This is a genomic window from Cupriavidus sp. GW823-FHT07A04 (genome assembly GCF_058794615.1).
In genome coordinates this window covers 106,730-125,775 of the sequence record NZ_JBXAHA010000006.1, presented here as the reverse complement: position 1 = coordinate 125,775, position 19,046 = coordinate 106,730, and the positions used below count along the sequence as shown (strand labels likewise).

The window sequence follows — 19,046 nt, the reverse complement described above, 5'->3', positions numbered from 1 at the left end:
CTTAGTTACGTCTGGGCGCATCCAGATATCTGGCATCGACCGGCAGCATCCCACGGAGAGATCACGGATGGACACTTTTTCAGCACTAGCGGACGCCAGCGGCATCACCTTGCCAGCTATCCTGAGGCAACTGATTGACACAGGGCGCACCGGCTACAGCGCCGACATCGAGGCCTGGCGCACCGACTGGAAGGCCCATACGCTGGCTGCGCAACCGGTGCTTTCCTGCGTCTATGATCTGGAGTGGATCGACGCGAAGCAGGCCGGGGAGTTCATCGCCAAATGGCTGAATCCGGCCTTCCAGCACGGCAGGCGCTTCCTGCCGTTCGCGCAGACCGGGGCGGGCGATGCCTACTGCTTGACGCCGCTAGCCAACGGCGACATCGGCGTGGCGCTGGTCTGGCACGACCGCGGCACAAGCCGGATCGAAGCCGTCTCATTCGCGGCCTTCGTCTATGAGGCCCTGGTGCGCAGCGCGGCGGACTTCTCGCATCTGCTCGACGACGATTACAGCCCCGCCGAGGCGGTACAGTGCGTGGCGGCGAACATCGAGGCCTTGCGGGGGTATCTGCCCGAGGCGATGCGGGCCGGACTGGAGCGCGTGCTTGCCGATGCCTTGCCGGAACCCGATGATGAGGCGGCGAAGATGATCAGCGACGAGACCGCGCAGGCAGTGCTGGCTTTGCTGCGGGAGGTGGAAGACGATGCGTTTGCGGTGGTGGCGCGGTGGGAGTGCGGGAAGCGGTGAGGCGGGCGCACTGCCGCCCCGCCTGGCGCGTTAGCCCTGCAGGCATTTCAGCAGTGCGCCATTGACAATCCAGGGCTTTGCTAGTTTCAAGTACTAGTTGACGTTGCAAAAACGTGCCTGTAGGCAGGGGGCCGGCGTTGGATCGCGGTGGCAGAGGATAGCTTCTAGCAAGCTACGTGTACGCCGGTCTCAATCTACAGTCGTATCTTTGAGGGGCGCCTACGGGCAAGGCCCGCTCGTCTTATGAAGCGTGTACTAGCTCGCCTTAGCAGGTGGGGATGTACATGCCGGCGGGTCTTTTGGGTTGGGTGGCGTTTAGAATGGAAAACATTTGATGTTTTTATGCTTGGAGTAACTCTTGCATAAGGGGCATATGGTTTCCATCTGTGTGAACGGTAAAGACAAAACCAGGCAAATCAGCGACTGGAAGATATGGTGGAACTCTCAACAGGGGGAGTTGATGCTGACTTGCCGTTTTCCCTCCGGCAAGTCTTACGACAGTCCGCTCAGCAGTTGCAAAATTGAACCTACCGAGGTGGTGCAAGGAAAGCTCCTGTCAAAAAAAGGAGGCGCGGTATTCAGTGCCATCGACAGGGCGGTGATCTATGGCGGGAAGTATGCCGCCGTTCAGTATCGCGGGAAGCAAAAAATCTACGTAATGAACGCGGATCGTATTGCGTTCTGCCCGGAGACGACGATCAAGGACGAGCCCATATTCCGCTACTTCGGCGTCGTGGCAAAAGCCCGGGAAGAGCAGGCCAATCAGCAGGACAAGCCCATTTCCAAGAATGTGCGGCTTCAACTGGAGATGGTGCTTCCTCACGAGGACACCGCGCTGCACGCTTACTGCACAGGACAGAACCGACCGCGGGAGCGGCCGGGTAGTTTTATTTACCCTTTCGGCGTCAACGAAAGCCAGCTCAACGCAGTGGAGCAGGCCTTCACCTCCCAAATCAGTCTGATCGAAGGACCCCCTGGTACGGGGAAGACGCAAACGATATTGAACATTATCGCCAATATCGTGTTGCGGGGAAAATCCGTCGCTATCCTGTCCAATAACAATGCTGCTGTGGGAAACGTTTATGAAAAACTAGGCAAGGTTGGGCTGGACTATGTGGTCGCCAAGCTGGGCAGTAAGCAGATTCGAGCGGACTTCTTCAAAGACGTACCGGCCGTGCCCTCAGAAACCCCGGCACCTGCGCCCTCCATGGATCATATTCAAGCCGTTCTGCAGAAGCTGAAGCAGCATCTTCATGCCCAGGACGCGGTGGCACGGCTACAGGCCGAGATCGATGAATTGACCATAGAGCAGCGCTATCTGCTGCAATGGCAGCGCGAAAACATGGTGGTGGCGCCAGTCCCTCTGGCGAAGTACAGTCTGTCCCCACGAAAATCCTCGGACCTGATGGCTTATTTGGCCTATCTTGCCACGAATCGCATCAGGCTCAAGGACAGGATCGATTTGTTGTTGAATTTCAAGATCCTGCGTACGAAACCCTTCGATGATTGGGAAAAGCGAAAATCCATGATCTATGCCTTGCAGCTTCACTACTACGAGAATGCGCTGCGGGATAAGGAATCGGCATTGGCAGCTTATCGGGAGGCGTTGGAGCGTGGCAACTTCAAGGCGTTGCTGAATGATCTCGCCGCCGGGTCGATGGCACATCTTAAACACCATCTTCATCAGTATGTCCCGCGTCAGGAAGAATTCGATTCGGAAAATTACCGCGCGAAGTTCGGTGAGTTTGTGAAGCGTTTTCCAATTATCGGTAGCAGTACGCATTCCATCGTCAACTCGATCGGCCGCGGTGCGATGCTCGACTATGTCATCATCGACGAGGCTTCGCAGCAGGATATCGTCCCGGGGATACTGGCGCTGGGCTGCGCCAGAAACCTGATCATCGTTGGCGACAGAAAGCAGCTCCCGCACATTCCGGCGAATCTGGGCATCGCACCGCCCGCTGAATTCTACGATTGCGACAAATACAGCCTGCTCGATTCGTGCGTCGGCGTTTTCAATGACTCGATCCCGGTGACGCTGCTGAAAGAGCATTACCGGTGCCACCCCAGAATCATCCAGTTCTGCAACCAGCAGTTTTACGACAACCGGCTCGTTCCAATGACGCAAGACGCTGGCGAAAAGTCGCTGAAGCTGCTCGTCACTGCCAAGGGAAACCACACGCGAAATAACTCGAATCGGAGAGAGCTGGATTCACTGCTCGAGACGCTCAAATGGGATGGAGAGAGCGACTGGGACAGCGAGAATGGCCGGGGATTCATTGCCCCTTACAACGCTCAGGTCGCGCTTTCTCGCGCGCATTTGCCGCCTGATTTCGTCAAGGACACAGTGCACAAGTTTCAGGGCCGGGAGTGCGACGAGATTGTCTTTTCCACCGTGCTGGACAAGAAGCGCAGTAGCCAGCGAGGCCTGACCTTTGTGGATGATCCCCACTTGGTCAATGTGGCAGTATCGCGGGCCAGGAGCAAATTCACCCTGGTGACGGGCGACGACGTCTTTGCCGCGAACAACGGGCATATTGCCGCCTTGGTGCGTTACATCGAATACTACGCGGATGAAAAGCTGATCCATCGCGCCCCCGTCGTGTCGGCCTTCGACCTGCTCTACACGGAATACGATCAATCTCTGGAAAGGCTCAATGCCAGGTTGCGCTCAGGCGATTCGCGATACAAGTCCGAGCAGATCGTGGCGCAGATACTGCGTGATGCGTTGTCCCAGGAGGCCTATCGGGCGATGACGTTCCACGCCCAGATCGCCCTGATCCAGTTGGTCTCATCGGCCAACGAGGCAATGACGTCGCGGGAGCGGGATTTCATGAGAAACCGTGCCAGTTGCGATTTTGTGCTGTATTTCAAGGTGGGGAAAACGCCGCTGGGCGTGATCGAGGTCGATGGTGGGTCTCATGGCGAGGCACCGCAGGCCGAGCGGGATGCGTTGAAAGACAGCATCCTGAGAAAAAGCGAAATCCCCTTGCTCCGATTGCAAACCGTAGAGAGCCACATCGAAGAAAAGGTTGCGGAATTCTTGGCTCGGTGGGCAAGCGGCGCTTCAACCGCTTGAGGGAAATGGGTGGCGCTTTCTCCCTTGGAAAAACTTCACTACGCCTCGGCAGGGTGGTGTTGAGGAAGCCGAGGCCGATGCCTTGATGCAGGCGATGACCACGCTGCATCCGTAACGGGCCGGCATGCTGCTGCGCCATTGCCGCAGTATCAAGGCCAAGCGTTTGTTCCTGGCCTTGGCCGAACGCCATCGGCATGTGTGGCTGTCGCATGTGCCGCTCCAAGGTGTCGATCTGGGCCGGTGCAAGCGCGCGCTGGTGCCCGACGGATGCCTGCAACCGAGACGAATCTGCTCGGGCCGATACGCATGACCTCGGCGCTAATCGAGCACCTGAAGACGCGAGAGGGTGCCGTCGTGGCCAATGTCACCTCGGTACTTGGCTTTGTGCCCATGGCCATCACGGCCGTGTACAGCGCGACCAAGGCGGCCTTGCATTCATACACGCTCTCCCAACGTTACCTGCTTCGGGACAGCAAGGTCTCGGTCATCGAGATCGCGCCACCCTGGGTCCGTACCGAGCTGATGAACAGCAGCGAGGAGGAGCGCGCGATGCCTCTCGAAGCATTCATCGCGGGCGCGATCGAACAACTGGGCACAGAAGCCAACGAAATACTGGTGGGCTCCGCCGTGAGCATGCGCGCCAATCCGGGACCAAACGAACACGCCTGGGTCAACGAGTTTAACGATACGATGGCTGCCGGTTGAGCATGGGATTACCTGGAAGGAGCCAGGCAATCCCCGGATAACCCTACCTGATGCACCCAAAGGGCAACTGCGTATGAGCACGGCGATTACGTTGCTGATCATGCGCCCCGAAATACTCACGTTGCGGACGGGCCGCAGCCGCGCCGGAGGATCTGGCAGCGTCTTAGCTGTGCGCGCCGTCGGTGAACGGATCGTGCCGATCCGTGATTTTTGCGCCGTCGGAATGAACGTGGAACTTGCCTGCTTTCGCGCCATCCGTGTAAGGATCGCGCGGCCCGGCGATATGGGTGTTGCCGTCAGCGGTCGAGGGGATGCCGGACGACTAGGCTAGGGCGGCGAGCGAAGCAGGTGCCTTGACTACGCGCGCAGGTCCCATACGGCCTCTCGAAAGAAGATGCGGTTGGCGGGGGCAGTTGAACGGTTTTTTTGCGATGTACCAATCCGGATCGGGTGGGGTCAAGAAGTGCGACCAGTTCACGTTTCGGAACGCCGTTGGCGTCACTATCATCGGTCTTCTTTTACTACCTATAGGTGAACTAATGCCCACGGAAGAAAATTCAAGGGTGGACATAGTGCCTATCATTCGACCGTATGCGCGTTTTCTTCAGGGCTGTGAATCAAGCGTTGAGCGATGTTTCGCGCGATCTTTCGACGTTCAAGTCGATTGCGCAGCTGGCCGGCCACAAAGGCGCTGATGATCAGCAGCAAGTAGAGGATTAGGAGATTGTGACGCCACGCATCGAGAGCGAGCTGGTGCGCAGCCAGTTTCGGATCGGGCGCCGGGAGGCTTGCTCGACTCGCCACGACGGCTTGGGTCATCCGGACAAGGCCGGCCGCCGACAGGAGTGGCACGAACACGAGCAGAGCGAGCAGTGCAGGCTTGGCGCGGCGCACTATCGCGTAGTGGCGCAAGCGGATCCACAGCCCCAGGCAACCATGTACCCAGCCCGGCGCAAGCAACGCAACCTGCAGGCCCTGCGTGCCGCTCGTGATCAGCATAATCACGATCCGCTCATAGTTCGGTTCGAAGCCGTAGAGAGAGGCGGCAAGCCGGGTCGCCACCGCATGGCGGATAAGTAATAGAGGGAGGCTGAGTCCCGCCCAGAGGCGGATCCATTCGGTGGGCGGCAGCACCCAGTGATGGCGCCCATAGACTGTGCGCAGCGCCAGTACAAAATGCAGGGAGGCCGAACCGTACAGCAGGATCGTTCCGGGCACGCTATGCCAGAGCCGCAGAGCCAGCGTGAGACCGCGCCCGGCAAGATCCAGCGACCAGATCCCGAGTGCATGATTGGCCAGATGGAGAAAGAGATAGATCAGCAGCACCACACCCGATCCGAGTTGCAAGCGGCGCATGATTGATTGCACTTTCCTTCCCCTTGATGCTCAACATGGAGAGAACTTCTGGCACAGCGGCTGCCGAACGGCTAACCCGGCAGTCGGACGCAGGCCATCTTCTCTAGTATGCAATGCGTAGACGTCCCTCCGTTGCCAGATATTCCCGCTCCCACACTCACTCATCTTCCTGCCGCACACGATTGCCCGTGAAGACGATTGCCATGGGAGGTGCACTGGCCACACGGCCGGCGCTTGCCATGCGGAATCAGCACGGGATCCATTTCAGGTCGCGGTTCCGGGAATAAAAATGGCATGCCGGCGGTCTCGTTCGGCGCGGCGCGCTTCCTGGCCGGGCTTGGCATCGGCGGCGTCATGCCAAACGTGATCGCGCAGATGACCGAGTACGCACCGCAGCGCGTGCGCAGCACGATGGTGGCGTTGATGTTCAGCGGCTACTCGATCGGGAGCATGCTCGCCGCCCTGCTAGGCAAGGGTCTGTTCGAGACCTACGGATGGCAATCCGTATTCATCGCCGCGGGACTCCCCGTGTTGCTGATCCCGCTGATCCTCAAGTCGATGCCAGAATCGGTGGCATTCCTGATCCGGCGCTGCCGCAGTGACGAGTTGAAGCGGCTGACCGGGCAGATCGCCGAGGTAGGGCAGCGCCATCATGATGCAGATGGCGCAGCCGCCTCCATCCCTACGAGCGGCCCATGCTCATCGGCCAGGTGCAGTCGCTGGCTCCGCGGGTGCAAATAGCCAGGAGGGCATGCAGGCGCAGGCCGGCGGCGCCGAACAGAACAACCAGGCGCTGATGCGGTTGTCCGAGGCCGCCCGGCGGACCGCGTGGTTTCCCGTGGCCCTAGTGCTCCGGGATCTCGCGGTGGGCTTGAATCTCCGGCCGCGTTTCTGCGACAGCTACCCGGTTGCGTCCGGATGATTTTGCCTTGTATAGCGCCTCGTCACTTGCATTGAAGAAAAACCGCAGACTAGGGAAACGTGCACGGCCGTCCGCACAAGCCACGCCCATACTGACCGTGAGTATCCGGTTAGCGCTTCCCGCATTCGGGATAACCAGATCCTGGACGGCCGACCGGATCTTCTCGGCAACCGCAATAGCTCCGTCCAAACCCGTGTTGGGTAGCAGCACGGCAAACTCCTCGCCACCGTAGCGGGCCGCATAATCGCCCGGCCTGCGGATGTTGCTGGCAATGCATCGGGCGACCGCAGCCAGCGCATCATCTCCGCCCGCGTGCCCGTAACGGTCATTGAAATTCTTGAAATGATCCACGTCGATCATCAGCAACGACAAGGGCTGCTGGCTGCGCCATGCCCGGCGCCATTCGATGTCCGCGGCCTCGTCCAGGGCACGCCGGCTTCCGATGCCTGTCAGCCCGTCCGTGTTGACCATCAGCCGAAGGTGCTCTTCCATCGCTTGCCTGCGCTTGAACTGCCGGGAAATCAGGATGGAGAGGATAAGGATCGCGATGTCTAGCGTAAGAATCAGTCCGCCGAGCAGCCATGCCCTTTTTCGCCATTCCGCGTAAATATCGTCGGTCGACAGGCCAATAACAACCACGAGGGGGAAACCGGCAACGTGGCGGAAATCGTATAACCGTTCGTTACCGTCCAGCGCGGCAATGCCGACAAATGATCCTTCCTGTGCCTGCGCAACCGGCGCGAAGGATGCGCTGGCGGCAATGCTACGGCCGATGGTGGCAGGGTCATACGGACGGCGCATCAACACGATGCCATCGTCACGCAGCAATGTGATGGTGCCCCCAGGGCCGAGCTTCGTCCCCTCGAAGAGCCTCTTGAAATAGTTGAGGCGCAGCGTGCCGACGACGATGCCGGCAAAGCTACCGTCCGCATGTGACAACCGCCGGCTCAAACCGATCGATTGGGCTTGCTCCGTCAAGCGAGGCTGGAACGGCTGGCTGATAAACAACCCAGCCGTTGCCGAATCGTGATGCACTTCGAAGTAGTCGCGGTCAGCGACATTGACGGGGCGGGGAGGGGTGGAGCGTGAATCGAGAACGAGATTGCCTTGCTCGTCCGTCACCAACAGGGAGCCCATGTCGGTTGCGTTCGTCGAGCGGTCAAACAGCACCAATTGGCGGATGGCGGGATTCAACCGGAGAATTTCCGGATCCTTGACGCCGTCGATCACGGAGTGCATCGACAGCTCAAAGATCTCCAGATTGCGGGCAATATCTCGCTCAAGGATGAGTGAGAGGTTGGAGGATGCTTCTTGCGCGCGCGCAAATGCGTCCTGGCGCATCTCAACGAGCGCCCCGGCTCCAATGGTGGCGATGGCCATAGCAAGGCCAACGCTGGCTGTCATGAAAAGGTTGGGGTACTTTAAAATCACTTATCTGTCGTAGGCCAAGGCCATCGGGATGATTCTTGGGCCGTTACACAGCCACGCACGCGAGTGCAAATTGTACGCTAGCCGAAAAGGAGGGCGCGCCGGAAGGTCCGCCAAGCACGCGAGGCGCTGACTCGATAACTGGGGCCTGAAGCTCGTGGTAATGAGGGGAACCAAGCCTGAGACAGACGCCGCTGCGCTCCCCGGGGTCGACCAAAGAAACTGCACGCTCGAGTTGCCAGGTCAGGCCTCAACGATCGAGTATTTATCCCGATTTTTGCCAAGCCATACGGGAGCCCGACCACGGCCAGGCATCAGACAAGCGTGACCGGCTAGAAACCCCGTTAAATATTCCGCATGGTGCTGATCCTACATACCGATACTATGCCAGCATTCTCTAGCTGCAGTTCTCGCCGAAGCTTCTCGCACTCGTGCTGGCTAGTAAAGGAAAAATATTCACGCGCTGCCGGGTCATTCGACTCTGCCTTCGCGACGGTCAGATGCCAGAGGTCGCCAATGGAACCTGGTTGTTCATCGTCAGAGGTACCCGCGTGAATATCGACAGAGTTTCGGTCATTGATAACGACCACGACAACAATCGCGATGCTCGCGGCAACCCACTGTGCAATGCGTCGCAATCTGAAAGAGATCCTTGTCATGCCGGCATGCAAGATGATGTTGGCGTTGTTGTGATCCTCATATGGTAGCGTTTTATCGTCGGCAAACAATCCCCCCGACCGGGGAGGCTGGTGACAGGAGGAGATAGGTTTGCCGAGGCTTTCCACATGCGATCGGCAAGACACCGGATATGGTTGTGCAGATGGCGTGCTATCCGGTCTCTAGCCAAAGATCGACGCCTGGCGCAGGCGCGTCGTTACTATTGTGCTCTTTGACGGTCGCGATCTTGAATCCACTGCCGCGCGTGGCGCGTATTTAGAGGCTGCGCCTAAACGCATTCACCCATCAATGTGAAGCGACCAATGCGACAGGGCACGCAGGAACATTCATTCAGTCTTCGCGAGATAAACACGATTTCGCCCAGCGCCTTTCGCTCTGTACAGCGCAGCATCGGCCGCCTCGACAAGCTCGTCGGGGAAGCGTTCTTGCCGAAGGGTTGCGCAGCCGGCGCTGACTGTGACATAGCCAACCGGAGTCGGAGCGTCGAGCTTTAACTGCGTCACCATCTGGAGCGCTTGCGCCGCGACCTCGGAAGCGCCACGACGGTCTGTATCCGGGAGAACTATCACAAATTCCTCTCCGCCGTAACGGCAGACTAGGTCCGCCGGCCGGCGAACGACCCCAGCAAGAGCAGTCGCCACTGCGACAAGGCAAGCATCCCCTTTTAGGTGGCCCAAGGTGTCGTTGTAGAGCTTGAAATGATCGACATCGATCATGATTAGCGATAGTGGCAAGTTCTTGCGCTTCGCACGGTCGAATTCCTTGCTGAAGTGCTCATTGAAATAGCTCCGGTTATAGATCCCCGTCAACCCGTCATGGACAGATGTTTGCAGCAGGCTGGCATGGGCCGCAAATAGACGCTGGTACAGAACGGTGACCTCCCATACTAGAACGCACACGAGTACACCCGGGGCAAACATGCTGAAAATCCTGGCGAGATACCAGCCCACGCTGAACCTGGCGGCACTCAGCAGGTTCAAGCTGGTATCGATGAGGCAAGCGAGCAAGGCAATCGATAGCCATATGTCAAGTACGGCCCGCAGGCGACCGCTCAGCAACACGATAGCAATGGCAACGACATTGAGCGACCATATCGCCAGCGCGGTTGCATTTTTCTCGTAGGCCCCGGCGTCTCCCGCTGCGTTCAGGGCGGATGGCAGATCACCGTATAGAGCCAGCCCACACAACACCACACCAATTGCGACGGGCCCACCGACTAGCCCCCATGCCCATAGGCTGACATTCTTGGGGCGGATCAGCTCTTTCATGGATAAACTGCGCACCGCCACTGCGAGAATCACAAAAAACGGAAAGCCGCCATGCCAGAAGACCCACATCCACGCGGCGCTATTCGGACCGGCGCCAAAGAGGCCCCCAGGGGTGAAAACACCGGGAAACGTTAGCAGCTGCAAAGCCACCGCCAATGCGGTAAACGCGTATGCCCCACCCAGTGCTCCAAGGATCGGCTGCCGGGTCACCGTAAATTGCGCGCCGAGCAAAAAACTGGCGATACAGGCGGTGGTGAATACCGTCAGCGCGCACATCGGCATGAAGGGGGGAACCGCGGGTAGCACCTGGGTTGCCCGAGGGACGGCGATCGCGAAGACGCACAGGATAAGTAGCGCAGTGATACCGGCAAGCATTGCTTGTCTGCGCGTGGCCTGCCGTACCAGGAAGCTTTCCATAGTGTTCACCAGTCTTTAGCCGTCTTCCACAGCCCGCATGGTCCCGGCATCGTGAAGTGACATACCGTTGAGGCACAATCAACCTCATACAAGCCCGTCAACGTACAACGATCGTCAGTCTAGTCAGTCTATATCGCCCATCCTTGATTGATCAGCCGGGATCTTAGAACCGATAGCCTAGGCCGAGCACCATCACATCGGAATCGCGGCTATTGGTCGTGACGGTGCGGTGCCAGGAGAAGCGGGTGGTCCAGGACCGGCTGATGCGATAGCTCGCCGACATGGTGAATAGGCCGAGCGTGTGCGTGATGCCGCCGCCCTCGTCCCGGTCCCGCGCCACATAAGGGCCCAGTCCGATCCCCAGCGTCAGACGGTCATTGAAGAACGGCCGCACCAGCCAGGCCTGCGCTGCGACACCTTGCCGGCGTACAACCCGGGCATCGCCCTCGTTCAGATAGGTGGCACTGAGGTCTACATAGGGCAGGATGCCGCGGCGGTACTCCACCGCGAAAGCGGTGCCGCTGGGTGAATCGAAGTTGTTGATAATGGTGGTGCCGCCAAAGACCGTGAGCTCGTTGCTGGTCGTGTTGAGGGTGTACGAAGGCGGTGGCACCACCGGGCCATCCCTGCTCCCTCGATCGAGCTGATAGCCCACGCCAATCAGCAAGGTGTTGGTGTCGATGCTGCCAAATGCCTGCGCCCGGTTGTATCGGGCCTGGACGATCCAAGGGCCGCCGTTGATATACCAGTTGGCCGCCGCGCTGATCAGGATTCCCCAGCCATGCTGGTCATTGACACCGCCTTCGGCCGTTCTCACCGTGGTATCGAAATAGCGGTAGGGACCGACCCCAAGCGAGAAGGCAAACCGCCGGTCCGTCGACAGCAATCGTCCCCATAACTGCGCGCTATGTCCGTCACGATGATGGTTGGTGACGTGGCCCTCGTTCAGGTACGAGAAGGAGGCGTAGACGTTGTCGGTCAGGTTATGGGCGTACTCGTAAGTGTAGCCGTATGTTTTCTCTCCCAGCGACGGCGTTTGCTGCAGCCCGCCAAGCACGTAAATCTCCTGGGCATGGGCCGCATGGGCGATGCCCACTAGCAAGGCCATGCAAAGTGCAAGATGAAACAGGTGATGCCGGCCGCCCCATCGGCCCACGCCGAACCCGAGGTGATGTCGCATGAACGGTACTCCGTGGTTGGGCATGCCGAGTGGGTCTTGTTGCGGCGCGGCGGACGCTACACGTCCGGAAACGCAATGGGAACGCACCAAAAGCCTGCTGTTCGCTCGAGATGGCATCTCGGGCATGATCGCTCTGGAATGGACTCGGAGAGTGAGGGCGCACGAGTTCACTTGCGCATCGAGGGCGTATGGGTTATGCCCACCAGCAGACCTTCCGGTCCCAGCAGCCGCGTGACGGTCTGACCCCAGGGTTCCGCTCGCGTCGCAACCAGCAGTGTGTAGCCCTGCGACTTCAGTTCCGCTGTGCCATTTTCGATATCCGCCACGTCAAATTCGATCCACGCTTGTGGCACGGGAAGATTGCCAGGCCATTGATCCGTGCCAAAACAGGATTCAGCCGCCTGCGCCAACGGCCACAGGGCAAAATGCTTCACGCCATCTAGCCCTCCCGTATGCAGATAGCCGTTGGCATCTTCCTGGAACGACAGTCCCAATGCCTCTGAATAGAATTTTCGGCTTGCGGCCGGGTCGCGAACGATCGGGCCAAAACCGGCGACGAAAAGCACGTCGATGTTTTTTGGCGTTTTCATTGACATATCTCCTATGTCTTATCTTAGCAACCCGTGGCAAAAGTCCCGCGCTGTCTCAAGCAGCAAGGATTTTTGGCAAAGTCTGGACGATATTATCCGCATTAGGTTTCCGGAGCCGCATCCCATTTTTTCCTCATTTCCTTGCCCCATTTCGTAGGATCTTCGTTATGCATTTTCTCCATCATTTTTTCTACGTCCGGGTGCTTCTCCAGGACGTGTCTCGTCATGACCTTGATCATCTCATCCCAAGAACTGGCCGACAGCTTTTGGTCGCATTTTCCGCCGAGTTCCCTGCACGTCATTGTTCTCGTAGGGTCCGCTCCAAAAGGGAAGAAAGGCAAATATCCCAACGTTCGATAACCGGCAGAAGTACCCGAAAAATTCCGAATTCACTGTAGTGCATAATAGGACATTCGCAGGGTTGCAGCATTTCTGGTTACCCCGGGGCCGTGGCTAGCCCGGTCGCTTTGCGACGACGGCTATCGGCGAATGCGCCGTACCGCGGCTTGCGGCCGGTGCCGGGCCTTCGCCACGCTAAGAAGACTCAGTCGTGTCGGGCCGGCCACATGTTGCCAAGTGACTCACGGCATACAAAAACATGTCGCACTGATGATCGCCCCGCCGATTTTTGGCCCGGCGCTGGCCCTGCGTTAAGCTGCGCGAGCGACACGGCGTCCACTTGGACAACGAGACGGTGCAGCGGATCATGGTCGACGCACGCTTCGGGGTACTGCACAGGCAGCGCCCGCCCAAGCTTCACCAGCCGCGCAACCGTCGGACGTGTCTCAGCGAACTGATCCAGATCGACGGCAGCGATCACGCCAGGTTAGAGGCTCCAGCCAATACACTTTTTCACGCGTCTTAGAGCCTTCCATTGTGACCGAATCGCAATACCTATTTCCGTGTGTAACGTAGCCACGTCACTGCGGAACTCACTGTTTTTCTGGATGGTCCCTTTTATATAGGAGAAGGAGCAATTGCAGGGGCGCGTTGCCCGGGGGATATGTGTCGCGGCCTGCGCGAATAACAGCAGGAGACAGTGATGAAATCAATTCAAAGGATATGCTTTGCTAGTGTTGCCGCCTTGCTTGCCGCCTTGCTTGCCGCTTCGGCTGCTACTAGTTTGGCGGGTGCCGGAACTCTAGCCGCAACGGATGGCGCTTTGCTCATGAACAGCTCGCCTGGAACGCCGGTGCGCACCGAGTCTGACAGCATGGCACCGTCTACCGAGTTAGCGACGAAGCTCAGTGACAACGCGATCACGACGAAAGTCAAAGCCGAGCTCCTTGCCACGAAGGGACTCCGGCCCACCGCGATCCGAGTGAGAACCGAAAACGGTGTTGTGCATCTCGATGGCAAGGTTCGAAACGATTCAGAGAAGCTGACAGCTTTGAACGCCATCCGTGCAGTGGAGGGCGTGCAATCCGTGGTGGACGGCCTGGAGGTCGAGAAATAGCCATCGCAGATATCAGGGCGCACCCTTCACAGGAAAAGCGCCCCGCCGACGCAGGGATGGGACGACGGGGCGAAATCGCTGGCAGGATCATGCGGACCTGCCCACGCGGGGGAGGCTTCTACAGGACATCGCTCACGCCGCCAATTCCAAAGCCGGGCGAGCGAACTGCAACGTACCGTGCGATTCTTCGATGATGAGATTCACGCCGTAGCGTGATGCCAGGGACTGACCAATGTGGATTGCTTCGTCTTTGCCTTCGAATTCCAAGATTGCGGTGGCCGCACCACAGGTTTTCAAGATCCAACCGGCGCGCACGGCACAAACCATAATGTCTCTTCGCATCTGAACTCCTCTGGAGACGGTAACTACAGGGTAGGAAAGGCGGTAAAAACTCGCCATCGGACACCGTCCTACCTACTTGTCAGCACTCGGCCTGGTCTCTTGCCGGCGGCCCACCATGGCTGAGCGGGAGGCAGCGAGGGGCTCTGTGCCGGGAAGGCAGTGAGATCGGCAAGATTCTCGGAGTGCCCGGCGACCTATGCTGCCAGGGAACACAATTGCTGTGCTGCGGACGCAGTGCTTCCAAGCGGTCCCACGGATGCGAGCCTGGAACGGCAATTGCGTCGAGCATTCTTAGCCCGCTGGCAGATGGCGGGCTCCGATATCGGCGCCGCGGACGTCGCATCTGCCATGACCCGTTGCCGGATGACCGCGGACAGTCATGGAGACGACCATGCCCAGAGCATCAAGCATAGCCAAGGCCAGAGCAGACCAGCGAGCGGGCAAGGCACCGACCACGCAGGCAGGCCATTTCGTTCACGATGCGATCGAAGCAGTGCGCCGGGGTAAGCACGGCGTGCGCTCGGCAAAGCAGGCCATAGCGATCGGGTTGTCGGAGGCACGCCGCGCTGGCATTGAGGTGCCGCCGAAGAAGGGCGCTACAAGGACGCAGACCAAGCCCGCAGGCACCAGTTCAGCGCCCAAATCCGCCGGCAAGGGTGGCAACGGCAAGGTGACGCCGCGACGGGCCAGCTCAGAAAGCAAGGCCACGCGCGCGCGCGCTGCCATCAAGGCGCTCAAGCGCGAGGGCACAGCAGGCGTGTCACGTCAGGCGCTGTCCGCCCAGGCCAAGCGCGCGGCAAGCACCCGCACTGCTGCTGATCGTTCAGCTTCCGCCAAAAAGGCCGCTAGCACCAAGGGGCCGGCTGTACGCTCCGAAGCGGCCCGCAAGGCCGCGCGAACGCGCTTGACAAACAAGGAGGCAAGCCGCTCGCACTAGTCAACACCCTGCTCGCATAGGACTGCGACGGCGTCGCCTTCGGCGAATAGCTCCGACATCGCTCCGCCCCTTGACAGCGCAGACCGTGGCCCGGACGGCACTCCTATTTAACCCTGCCGGGCGGTTACCGAAACCCGGCCGGGGCGCCACGTAAATGTCGCTCCTCTGGTGCCTGGGATAGCAATCCTCGGCGTGCAGAAGCGGTGTTGGTTTCGCTTATGTGTTGGCCGAAATTACAAAATCCGGCTCCAAATTACATATAGCGGCGTGGCCCGAGCGTGACAAACGCAGCAGGTCGCCGCGGCTTCCCGCGCCTGTCGGCAGGTACGCTCCTTGCGGTTCATGTTCTTGCGGCTCACGAGAACTGGTGGTTTCGATGCATGCATCTCCCGCGAGTCCTCATGACGAACCGTGTGACCACACCATCAGGAGAGAGCGATGAAGATTCCGGCACTTACCCTGCGTATGACTTGTGTCGCTGCAGCGATGGCGGCAGCTGCTGGCGGCGCGTTCGCGCTCGATACGGGCGGCATCATGCGCGTCGCCACCGACACCACCATGGCTGCGCCACCCAGCCCGGCCCCTGTCATGCCGGGCCAGGCCGAGGGTGACCGCGACCAGCGGCTTGCGGCCGCCACTGAAATGAGCGCAGAGAAGGCCGAGCATTCCGTCAGCGACAGCGCCATTACAACCAAGGTGAAGACTAAGCTGCTTGCCACCAAGGACTTGAAGTCCACGGGCATTCACGTGAAGACCAAAAACGGCACGGTCAACCTGAGCGGCTCGGTGCCGACGAAGGAACAGCACCAGATCGCAATCGATGCTACGCGTAATGTCGAGGGGGTGAGTTCGGTGAACGACGAGCTGAAGGTGTTATCGCGCTAGTCCGCAACCGGCCCGCCCCGGCGAAACTCCCGGGGTGTGGCACCAACATGATCGGGAACCCGCCGCTCGCCATGCCTTCGATTCGGGGAGCGATCGGCGGCGTGCATCGATTTGTCAACGAGTGGATATTCCACTATTTTATAATCTGTCGGTTCGGGTCATCTTGTCGATTTTTGACAACGAAACACACATGATTAAGTATAATTATTATCTATTGGTTAATGTACTTAATAGAATTAAGTAATTTAAAATAAGGAAGAACAATTCCAATGTAAAGTCGTCAAATTTGTATGGATATAGTTGGAGATACTCCATGCAAGCAATTCGTCATATTCATGTATGGCGCCGCCTGTTCCCTATGGGCAGTCCGACGCTCAAGCAGAACAGCCTCTGCGCGCTTACTGCCGGCGCACTTGTTGCCTTGTTGGCGAGCCCTGGCGCACACGCAACCGATCTTGCGCGCCAGACCATAGGCCCGGTCAGCTACGTTTGCGGAGGTGTTGGTGAGGACGAGCAGCAGGCAATCAAGTCGGAATCGAAGGATTTTGATATGGGACTGTTATTCACTGAGGGCGCGCGCGGTGAGTATCTATCCGATGTGGCAATCACCCTTTCGCGCAACGGAGTCGAGGTTGCATCCTTCCGTTCGAGTGGGCCGCGCTGCCTCATCAAAGCACCAAGGGCGACTTATCAGGTCGTGGCAACCTACAATGGCGTAGAAAAGCACACCCAATTGCGGATGGGTGATCGGAACGTGCATTTGAATTGGTAGCCGGCCGACGTCGCAAGGGCCATGCGGCATTTTCCCAATGCCGCAGATCAGATGCGCGTCACCGGGTGCGCAACAGTAGCGCCACTGGCAGCATCTCCAGCACCTTGGCCAAGGCCAAGCGGCCGGCGCGCGTGTCCAGCGGGCGGCTGGTCAGGACATCCACCCAATGACTGTCGTCCCCGTGTCCGACTCGCAGGACGGTGTCGCGCCATTGTGCTGGCGCGAGAATGGACCGGTCGCTCTCGGCCAACCGGGCGGCCAGTCGGGTGCCGGCCACCAATGCCTGCTCTTGCCCACGACGGCGCATGAATGCAAGCGCGTGCGCGGCGAGCAGGCCGGCCAGCGCGATGGGGTCATAGTCGCCGGCGACAAACAACCCCGCATGTGCCTGCCATGCGGCCAAGCCGCTGCGGATCAACTGCAGCTTGACGCGGCCGTTCTGCCAGTTGGCAAGCCATTCGGGCCACCCAGATGTGTCAACCAGCCGGGCGCGCAGCGACTCGAAATCCACGGGACGGCGGTTGTCGGGATCGACCAGGCTGAGATCCCGGTCCTCGGCGCCCTGGTAGCGGTCGGGCACGCCGGTCCGCGCGCAGCGTCTCCTTCTCTGCGAGGATCTTCTCGACCACCAGCCACGGGCGCGCGATGGCGCGCCGCCGTGGTCGATCGGGCGCGAGCGCGGTGAGGTGGGCGCCCGGTTGCTGGCAGTAGGCCGCCGGATCGGCCAGGCCGTCCTCTGTTCCTAGACGATATTCTGACGGGCGAGTGGGCGTGGCCCGCACAGGCCACGCGTCAACACATTTTGGCGACCGTGTCCAGATAGTCTCGCCCCTCGTTCGTGAGGCGAACTTGTCCCAGGTCTTGCGCGGCTCGATGCCGTTTTACAAGCCGCTGTCGCTCAAGAGTCTTGAGGTCAGCGGGGTCTAAATCAAGATTCTCGTTTGCACTCTTGAGTATCATCAAGGCGGCGATTTCATGTGGGCTGAGCATCTTCGTCTCCGGCGAAGGGGATGGGCTGCTTGCTTTACAGCCAGCGGCTGCGTCATGGAAATGCCAACACACTTTCTATCGAGACGCACAAGCTCGCAACGCTGGATACATTTCCTTACGCCCCTGTGGGGGGGCTGGGATCGTTGGGCGCGAGGATTGTGGCGTTTGGGTGATTCGCTGCGGAATGTGAGCAAAAAGGCGCGACCGATGCACCGAAAATCATGCTCAATACGGCTGCCAACGTCATCAAGCCCCGTGTTGATCAGCCGTCGGCGGACGCGCCTGTTCCATCATGAAATCGACGAACGCACGCACGCGCGATGGCAGCAAACGGCCGTGCGGATACATCAGGCTGACGGGGCGCATGCGCCCGGCAAAAGCTTGCAGTACCTCGACCAGATCGCCTTGCGCCAGGTCCCGCTCGACGACGAATTGGTAGGTCTGGAACAGCCCCGCGCCCGCCTTGGCCAGCGTCACGCCGGCCAGCACGTCTTCCGCGCACATGTAGTTGCCCGTCGAGAAGATCTCCTTCTCGTGCTCACCTTCCTTGAACAGCCAGGAGATCTGCCGCCCGCTGCTCGGTAGATCGAACTGGATGCACTCGTGCTGGTCCAGGTCCGACAGCATTCTAGGTACCCCGGCGCGCTTCAGATAGGCGGGGCTCGCGACCACCACCAGTGCCGCGTCTTCAAGGTGCCGGGAGACCATCATCGAGTCCGGCTGCGCACGCAAGCGGATCGCCACGTCGAAGTTCTCCTCATGGAAATCGACGTTGCGGTTGCTGATGTGGGCTTCCACCTTGATCAGCGGGTACCTGGCGCGAAACGCGGGCAGGAGCGGCAACAGCCGATGGTGCCCATAGGTGGTCGGCGCGCTGATGCGGATCGTGCCCGAGGGCTGCACCTGCTCGCCGGTGACCTTGCGCTCGGCTTCGACCAGCTGATTGAGCGCGGCGCGGCATTGCTCGAAGTATTCCTTGCCACCTTCGGTCAGCCGGATGCTGCGCGTGGAGCGCACGAACAGGCGCACGCCCAGGCGCTTTTCCAGGCGCGAGATCGAGCGGCTGACGGCGGCAGGCGTGACGCCTGCGGTATTGGCAGCCGCCGTGAAGCTGCCGGCCTCGGCGGCCAGGCAAAAGAGCTCGATGCTGCCGAGCAGGATGTCGTCGAATTGCCGATGCATATTCTTTACGTCATGTAATAGGACAAGTGTAGCAAACCCCGTTTATTGCGCTCAACAGCAGCAATATAGTCCCTCCACACCGGTGACGGCTCTGGAGTCCGGCACCGGACC

At 59.5% G+C, this 19,046-nt stretch carries 17 protein-coding genes and 3 pseudogenes; 10 read left to right on the top strand and 10 right to left on the bottom strand.

The features are described from left to right. Positions 1–67 precede the first annotated feature (67 nt). The 4 genes and pseudogenes from AC1Q7Q_RS12300 to AC1Q7Q_RS12285 all read left to right on the top strand — a co-directional run bounded on the left by AC1Q7Q_RS12300 (position 68) and on the right by AC1Q7Q_RS12285 (position 4,532). Positions 68–748: an SMI1/KNR4 family protein gene (locus AC1Q7Q_RS12300; protein ID WP_492372462.1), complete on the top strand. Its 681-nt coding sequence runs from the start codon at positions 68–70 to the stop codon at positions 746–748. Positions 749–1,136: 388 nt separating this feature from the next. Continuing rightward, on the top strand, positions 1,137–3,827 hold the full coding sequence (locus AC1Q7Q_RS12295) for an AAA domain-containing protein (protein ID WP_492387164.1): 2,691 nt from the start codon (positions 1,137–1,139) through the stop codon (positions 3,825–3,827). 70 nt (positions 3,828–3,897) lie between these two features. Next, positions 3,898–4,137, top strand: a pseudogene (locus AC1Q7Q_RS12290) (type IV toxin-antitoxin system AbiEi family antitoxin domain-containing protein); the annotation flags it as partial. Then, positions 4,095–4,532 (top strand): SDR family NAD(P)-dependent oxidoreductase, encoded by a 438-nt coding sequence (locus AC1Q7Q_RS12285; RefSeq protein WP_492372464.1) that lies wholly within the window; start codon positions 4,095–4,097, stop codon positions 4,530–4,532. The pseudogene AC1Q7Q_RS12290 and the gene AC1Q7Q_RS12285, both read left to right, overlap by 43 nt. A gap of 579 nt (positions 4,533–5,111) precedes the next feature. On the opposite strand, the gene AC1Q7Q_RS12280 is transcribed toward AC1Q7Q_RS12285, so the two are convergent. Next, positions 5,112–5,888 (bottom strand): hypothetical protein, encoded by a 777-nt coding sequence (locus tag AC1Q7Q_RS12280; protein WP_492372465.1) that lies wholly within the window; start codon positions 5,886–5,888, stop codon positions 5,112–5,114. 294 nt (positions 5,889–6,182) lie between these two features. Between AC1Q7Q_RS12280 and AC1Q7Q_RS12275 the strand changes: the two are divergent. Further along, positions 6,183–6,557 (top strand): annotated as a pseudogene (locus AC1Q7Q_RS12275) (MFS transporter); the annotation flags it as partial. A 29-nt stretch (positions 6,558–6,586) separates the two neighbouring features. Further along, positions 6,587–6,810 (top strand): annotated as a pseudogene (locus tag AC1Q7Q_RS12270) (hypothetical protein); the annotation flags it as partial. Here AC1Q7Q_RS12270 and AC1Q7Q_RS12265 read toward each other — a convergent pair. From AC1Q7Q_RS12265 to AC1Q7Q_RS12240, 6 genes are all read right to left on the bottom strand, one after another. Beyond that, positions 6,733–8,190 (bottom strand): sensor domain-containing diguanylate cyclase, encoded by a 1,458-nt coding sequence (locus AC1Q7Q_RS12265; protein WP_492372466.1) that lies wholly within the window; start codon positions 8,188–8,190, stop codon positions 6,733–6,735. The pseudogene AC1Q7Q_RS12270 and the gene AC1Q7Q_RS12265 sit on opposite strands and share 78 nt — an antisense overlap. A 392-nt stretch (positions 8,191–8,582) precedes the next feature. Beyond that, positions 8,583–9,023: a hypothetical protein gene (locus AC1Q7Q_RS12260; protein ID WP_492372467.1), complete on the bottom strand. Its 441-nt coding sequence runs from the start codon at positions 9,021–9,023 to the stop codon at positions 8,583–8,585. A 219-nt stretch (positions 9,024–9,242) separates the two neighbouring features. Next, a complete protein-coding gene (locus tag AC1Q7Q_RS12255) occupies positions 9,243–10,601 on the bottom strand; it encodes a sensor domain-containing diguanylate cyclase (RefSeq protein ID WP_492372468.1) in 1,359 nt (452 codons plus the stop codon). Positions 10,602–10,764: 163 nt separating this feature from the next. After that, positions 10,765–11,781 carry a TonB-dependent receptor gene (locus tag AC1Q7Q_RS12250; RefSeq protein ID WP_492372469.1) on the bottom strand — a complete coding sequence of 339 codons (1,017 nt, stop codon included), beginning with the start codon at positions 11,779–11,781 and terminating at the stop codon, positions 10,765–10,767. Positions 11,782–11,948: 167 nt separating this feature from the next. Further along, positions 11,949–12,371: a VOC family protein gene (locus tag AC1Q7Q_RS12245; protein ID WP_492372470.1), complete on the bottom strand. Its 423-nt coding sequence runs from the start codon at positions 12,369–12,371 to the stop codon at positions 11,949–11,951. Positions 12,372–12,472: 101 nt separating this feature from the next. Beyond that, positions 12,473–12,673: a hypothetical protein gene (locus AC1Q7Q_RS12240; protein ID WP_492372471.1), complete on the bottom strand. Its 201-nt coding sequence runs from the start codon at positions 12,671–12,673 to the stop codon at positions 12,473–12,475. A gap of 740 nt (positions 12,674–13,413) precedes the next feature. Here AC1Q7Q_RS12240 and AC1Q7Q_RS12235 point away from each other — a divergent pair. Beyond that, a complete protein-coding gene (locus AC1Q7Q_RS12235; protein WP_492372472.1) occupies positions 13,414–13,827 on the top strand; it encodes a BON domain-containing protein in 414 nt (137 codons plus the stop codon). A gap of 132 nt (positions 13,828–13,959) precedes the next feature. Here AC1Q7Q_RS12235 and AC1Q7Q_RS12230 read toward each other — a convergent pair whose 3' ends face one another. After that, positions 13,960–14,169, bottom strand: a complete 210-nt coding sequence (locus AC1Q7Q_RS12230; protein ID WP_492372473.1) for a DUF2188 domain-containing protein — start codon at positions 14,167–14,169, stop codon at positions 13,960–13,962. A 391-nt stretch (positions 14,170–14,560) separates the two neighbouring features. Between AC1Q7Q_RS12230 and AC1Q7Q_RS12225 the strand changes: the two genes are divergently transcribed. From AC1Q7Q_RS12225 to AC1Q7Q_RS12215, 3 genes are all read left to right on the top strand, one after another. Continuing rightward, complete coding sequence (locus AC1Q7Q_RS12225; RefSeq protein ID WP_492372528.1) at positions 14,561–15,106, top strand: DUF6496 domain-containing protein; 546 nt, start codon at positions 14,561–14,563, stop codon at positions 15,104–15,106. Between the two features lie 438 nt (positions 15,107–15,544). After that, positions 15,545–15,991, top strand: a complete 447-nt coding sequence (locus AC1Q7Q_RS12220) for a BON domain-containing protein (RefSeq protein ID WP_492372474.1) — start codon at positions 15,545–15,547, stop codon at positions 15,989–15,991. 313 nt (positions 15,992–16,304) lie between these two features. After that, complete coding sequence (locus AC1Q7Q_RS12215) at positions 16,305–16,763, top strand: hypothetical protein (protein ID WP_492372475.1); 459 nt, start codon at positions 16,305–16,307, stop codon at positions 16,761–16,763. A gap of 58 nt (positions 16,764–16,821) precedes the next feature. On the opposite strand, the gene AC1Q7Q_RS12210 is transcribed toward AC1Q7Q_RS12215, so the two are convergent. Both AC1Q7Q_RS12210 and AC1Q7Q_RS12205 read right to left on the bottom strand, forming a co-directional pair. Then, positions 16,822–17,343, bottom strand: coding sequence for a hypothetical protein (locus AC1Q7Q_RS12210; RefSeq protein WP_492372476.1), 522 nt, complete (start codon positions 17,341–17,343; stop codon positions 16,822–16,824). A gap of 656 nt (positions 17,344–17,999) precedes the next feature. Then, the gene (locus tag AC1Q7Q_RS12205; protein WP_492372477.1) at positions 18,000–18,935 is read right to left on the bottom strand and encodes a LysR family transcriptional regulator; all 936 of its coding nucleotides are present in this window, start codon (positions 18,933–18,935) and stop codon (positions 18,000–18,002) included. Between the last annotated feature and the right edge of the window lie 111 nt (positions 18,936–19,046).